Genomic DNA, 3950 nt, shown 5'->3' on the forward strand with positions numbered 1-3950 from the left:
ACAGAAAGAGAAATAAAGAGAATATTCAGTTACAAAATATAAAATTAACTGTAGATTATTCATTTGTATAACATAAAGAAAGCAACATGATACTCAAAAGCGAATTTCATGTTGCTTTTTTAAAACTATCACTATGTTTAGATGCTGGATTCTAAAGTCATGTATTAAACAAGTAAAATGACCTGATAAATTAATTTAATATATTTGTTGCATTTACCCTATGTATATGATAATATTTAGTTAGTTACTACTAACTAGTAACTAAAAAACATATCCTTACAATCCTTAAGAAAAGAGTGGCCACGGCCACTCTTTTTACTTGATATTTAATTGTTGTGAGAGACGATGTGATGCAAGCATCACTCTTGTCATTGGTAGATCATGATTAACTGGAGAATCTACACCGAAGTAGACCTTCATAACCATAACCGCAAAAGCATTGGCATCGATAACATATTCAAGATCATGAGGCTGTTCCATATTTGTATAATCCTGATAATAACGTCTTAATTCTGTAAATAACGCAAATAAGGATTTTTGATCTTCCTTCTTAAAAGCATCGATATCAACATATAAGCATCCTTGTTTACCTGATATATATTTCACTAAATGATAGTTCTGACCTTCTGGCATTTCATAAACAACATCTACGCGAGGGACATCCTGAAGACTACAGCCAAAAGAGATCAGTTTCTCTAAATAACGTTTCAACATGAGTCTTACCTCCTTCAACATCACGATTGTGATGTTGGTAGTATTTTACACCAAAAATCAAAAAAAGCAAGAATATCACTTGTAATATTTAAGTAGTAAAATCAAGAAATTATCATTATATATGCTTTTTTAATGCCTCCATATAAGCTTCTCCATAACGTGAAAGAATCATATTCTTTTGTGTAATAGTGCCTACTTTCATAATTTCATCCACTAATAAGGGAACAGAAATAATTGTTTCACCATTCAATTCTTTAGAGATAATACCAGTAGATACTGTATAACCATTTAAACCTATCAACAAGTTAAAGAGTGTCGCACGGTCTCTTACCTTAATATTTCTCTTTCTATCCAATGTACTTAATACTTCTTCTGAGAAATAGAAAGAATTATATTCTCCTTGTTCAAAAGAAAGATATGGGTAATCTTCTAAGTCTTTAAGAGTTAATGTCTTCTTATAAGCAAGAGGATGGTGGTAAGAAATAAAGACATGAGGTTTTGCGACAAAGAGTTCTTTAAATTCTAAGTTATTCTGTCTGATCATCTTCATGATGACTTCTTCATTCTTAGGACATGTATATAGAACACCTATTTCACTTTTCATAGTAGAAACATCTTCGATAATTTCATGTGTTTCTGTTTCTCTTAATGTAAAATCATATTGGTTAACACCAAACTGTCTAATAACATCTACAAAGGCATTAACTGCAAATGAATAATGCTGGCAGGATACACTAAAATGAGGACTTTGATGTTTATCATTCATATAGCGTTCTTCAAGTAAATCAGCTTGATCTAATACCTGTCTTGCATAACTTAAGAATGTTTCTCCTTCTCTAGATACAATAACACCTTTATTGGTACGTCTAAAGATTGTGATATGCATTTCGCTTTCTAATTCTTTAATCGCATTTGTAAGAGAAGGCTGTGAGATAAATAGTCTTTTAGCCGCCTGAGTAATGCTTCCTGTTTGTGCCACCATAACTACATAACGTAATTGATTGAGTGTCATGTGATTCCTCCTTTTCCTGGGAAATTATTTTGTTTTGAGTGTCAGTTCTGCAATCTTTGTCTGACCATCCTGTAAATAGAGTGGTAATGTACGTGACGTTGATGTAATAGAATCCTTGTCTGTCTTCTTTAAATAACCTTTAATCCCTTCTTCACTTTCTGCAAGAATGAGATCAGGAACACTACCTACATAGTCTGATAAATCAGGACCATAGGTTTCTCCTGATTCATTTTTAGGATAACCCTTTTCAATGATTTCCTGGCTATCAGGAATAATCAAATGATTATTAATATAGGCAATCTCAAAGCGAGACATCTCATTTGATATATTTTTCTGAAAATAGAGAACACCACATATAGAAATTATAAAAAAGAGGGGAATAACCCAAAGTATTTTATATTTTGACATCCATTACTTCTCCTTCTTGTGTAAATGCGAGAACCTGATCTTTATGATCATATTCTTCTATAAATCTTTCAATGACATCATATTTATTCCAACAATGCATTGGGACAATATAACGCGTATGGCATACTTTTAAGAAGTCTGTAACACCTTCATGATAATTATCTTCTAGACGAGGATCTAAAGGAATAAAGGCTACATCTATATCAAAATCCTTCATCTTTTCTAGTTCTGTATGATAAAGGTTCTTCTGCCAATCCAGCCACTCTTTATCTTCCCCAGCCCAATTCCAGTTATTGAGATCTCCTGCATGATAAAGAGTATAACCATCTACTTGTACCATAAACGCAATACCTTCATCATTTGATAAATAAGTACTCACTTCTATATTAGAATCAAAATAGACAATATTATCCTTTAAATAAGAGATAGAATCATCTTCTATTTTCTCTATATCACTAGATAGTAAATAATGAACATCTTTGTATTCATTCTTTAAGTCAAAGATCTTCTTAGAATAATGATCACCATGTCTATGACTTGCAAAAACATAAAGTTTCTTTCCTTCAGGTACTTTTGGAATAGTCCCTGTATAATAATCAAATAACAAGCATGTACGATCTGTTTCTATAAAGAAACTGCTATGTGTTATATAAGTAATTTTCAACATAATACCACCTCTATTTTTGTATTATAACACCTTTGATTCTCTCTTCCATCTATTTTATAATACATGAAAAAGGAGAAAAGTATATGACAGCATGTTTATATGTCGGTATGGGTGGTTTTATAGGTTCAGTACTTCGTTATTTAGTCGGTTTGATTCCTTTAAAGACTACACATGGATTCCCATTACTGACTCTATTTATTAATATTCTCGGTGCATTCTTAATAGGTTTTATTAGCACAATAGCTTTAAAGAAGTCTATGAATCCCCACTTAGTTCTATTACTTAAAACAGGATTATGTGGGGGATTTACTACCTTCTCTACATTTGCGTTAGAATCTATTACTTTACATAAGAATGGCAATACAACTCTTACAATGATCTATATAGTTTTAAGTATAGTACTTGGACTAAGTGCAGTCATTCTAGGTGATTATTGTGCACACTAAAAGGCAGATTTCTCTGCCTTTTTAATTATTTGATTGCTTCTTTTAATGCATGTGCAAGCTGATCTGCACAAGATGTATTTTTCATACCACAGGTATTGCCTTCTAGAATAGCTACGATTTCTTCTGCTTCTTTACCTTCTACAAGTTTACCAATGGCTTTTAAGTTACCATTACATCCTCTAGTAAATACAACGTTATGAATTGTATGACCTTCTAAGTCAAAATCAATAGCAGTTGCACAAGTTCCTTTAGTCTTATAAGTAAAATGTTCCATAACCATATCCTCCATCTCTTATATTAACAAAGGAAGGAATAATGTGGCAAGACCTAAAAAGAAGAAAAAGCCCATACAGTCTGTCACAGTTGTGACAAATACACCTGACGCAAGTGCTGGATCGATATTTAAACGTTTTAAGATAACTGGTACTAAATAACCTGCAATATTAGCTGCAAGCATATTTAAGATCATAGCCAAACCTGCAACTAAACCAAACCATGGGTTACTAGCAAACCACCAGGCACCAATAGCCACAATAATACCAATCACAATACCTGATAATAAACCAACAGTGATTTCTTTACAGAAAATCTGGAAGGCATTGTCTTTATCCACTTCACCTAAAGATAAACCACGACATAAGATAGTAAGTGACTGTCTCCCTGCATTAGCACCCATTCCCGGAACAATGGACATAACTGACGA

General features: G+C 32.5%; 7 protein-coding genes. 1 reads left to right on the forward strand and 6 read right to left on the reverse strand.

What is annotated here, in order from left to right; genetic code table 11:
• Positions 1–315: 315 nt before the first annotated feature.
• From ACT8VG_RS08345 to ACT8VG_RS08360, 4 genes are all read right to left on the reverse strand, one after another.
• The gene (locus ACT8VG_RS08345) at positions 316–714 is read right to left on the reverse strand and encodes a hypothetical protein (protein WP_129981330.1); all 399 of its coding nucleotides are present in this window, start codon (positions 712–714) and stop codon (positions 316–318) included.
• Positions 715–829: 115 nt separating this feature from the next.
• Positions 830–1726, reverse strand: coding sequence for a LysR family transcriptional regulator (locus ACT8VG_RS08350; RefSeq protein ID WP_022424431.1), 897 nt, complete (start codon positions 1724–1726; stop codon positions 830–832).
• A 24-nt stretch (positions 1727–1750) separates the two neighbouring features.
• Complete coding sequence (locus ACT8VG_RS08355) at positions 1751–2041, reverse strand: hypothetical protein (RefSeq protein ID WP_217748546.1); 291 nt, start codon at positions 2039–2041, stop codon at positions 1751–1753.
• Positions 2042–2120: 79 nt separating this feature from the next.
• The gene (locus ACT8VG_RS08360) at positions 2121–2801 is read right to left on the reverse strand and encodes an MBL fold metallo-hydrolase (RefSeq protein ID WP_444195612.1); all 681 of its coding nucleotides are present in this window, start codon (positions 2799–2801) and stop codon (positions 2121–2123) included.
• Between the two features lie 83 nt (positions 2802–2884).
• On the opposite strand from ACT8VG_RS08360, the gene crcB reads away from it, so the two are divergent.
• Entirely contained in the window at positions 2885–3247 is a 363-nt protein-coding gene (gene crcB / locus ACT8VG_RS08365; RefSeq protein ID WP_444195613.1) for a fluoride efflux transporter CrcB, read from the forward strand.
• Positions 3248–3272: 25 nt separating this feature from the next.
• Here crcB and ACT8VG_RS08370 read toward each other — a convergent pair whose 3' ends face one another.
• Complete coding sequence (locus ACT8VG_RS08370) at positions 3273–3521, reverse strand: TIGR03905 family TSCPD domain-containing protein (RefSeq protein ID WP_022424427.1); 249 nt, start codon at positions 3519–3521, stop codon at positions 3273–3275.
• An 18-nt stretch (positions 3522–3539) separates the two neighbouring features.
• Positions 3540–3950, reverse strand: a 411-nt coding sequence (locus tag ACT8VG_RS08375) for a magnesium transporter (protein WP_444195614.1), incomplete at its 5' end; no start/stop codon positions are given.

The sequence above is a fragment of the Catenibacterium sp. genome (assembly GCF_052354645.1).
Taxonomy (GTDB): Bacteria; Bacillota_I; Bacilli_A; order Erysipelotrichales; family Coprobacillaceae; genus Catenibacterium; species Catenibacterium mitsuoka_A.

Excerpts from the sequence above, each read along its gene's own strand:
- ACT8VG_RS08345 (WP_129981330.1), bottom strand. The coding sequence starts at position 714 with ATGTTGAAACGTTATTTAGAGAAACTGATCTCTTTTGGCTGTAGTCTT.
- ACT8VG_RS08350 (WP_022424431.1), bottom strand. The coding sequence starts at position 1,726 with ATGACACTCAATCAATTACGTTATGTAGTTATGGTGGCACAAACAGGA.
- ACT8VG_RS08355 (WP_217748546.1), bottom strand. The coding sequence starts at position 2,041 with ATGTCTCGCTTTGAGATTGCCTATATTAATAATCATTTGATTATTCCT.
- ACT8VG_RS08360 (WP_444195612.1), bottom strand. The coding sequence starts at position 2,801 with ATGTTGAAAATTACTTATATAACACATAGCAGTTTCTTTATAGAAACA.
- crcB (WP_444195613.1), top strand. The coding sequence starts at position 2,885 with ATGACAGCATGTTTATATGTCGGTATGGGTGGTTTTATAGGTTCAGTA.
- ACT8VG_RS08370 (WP_022424427.1), bottom strand. The coding sequence starts at position 3,521 with ATGGAACATTTTACTTATAAGACTAAAGGAACTTGTGCAACTGCTATT.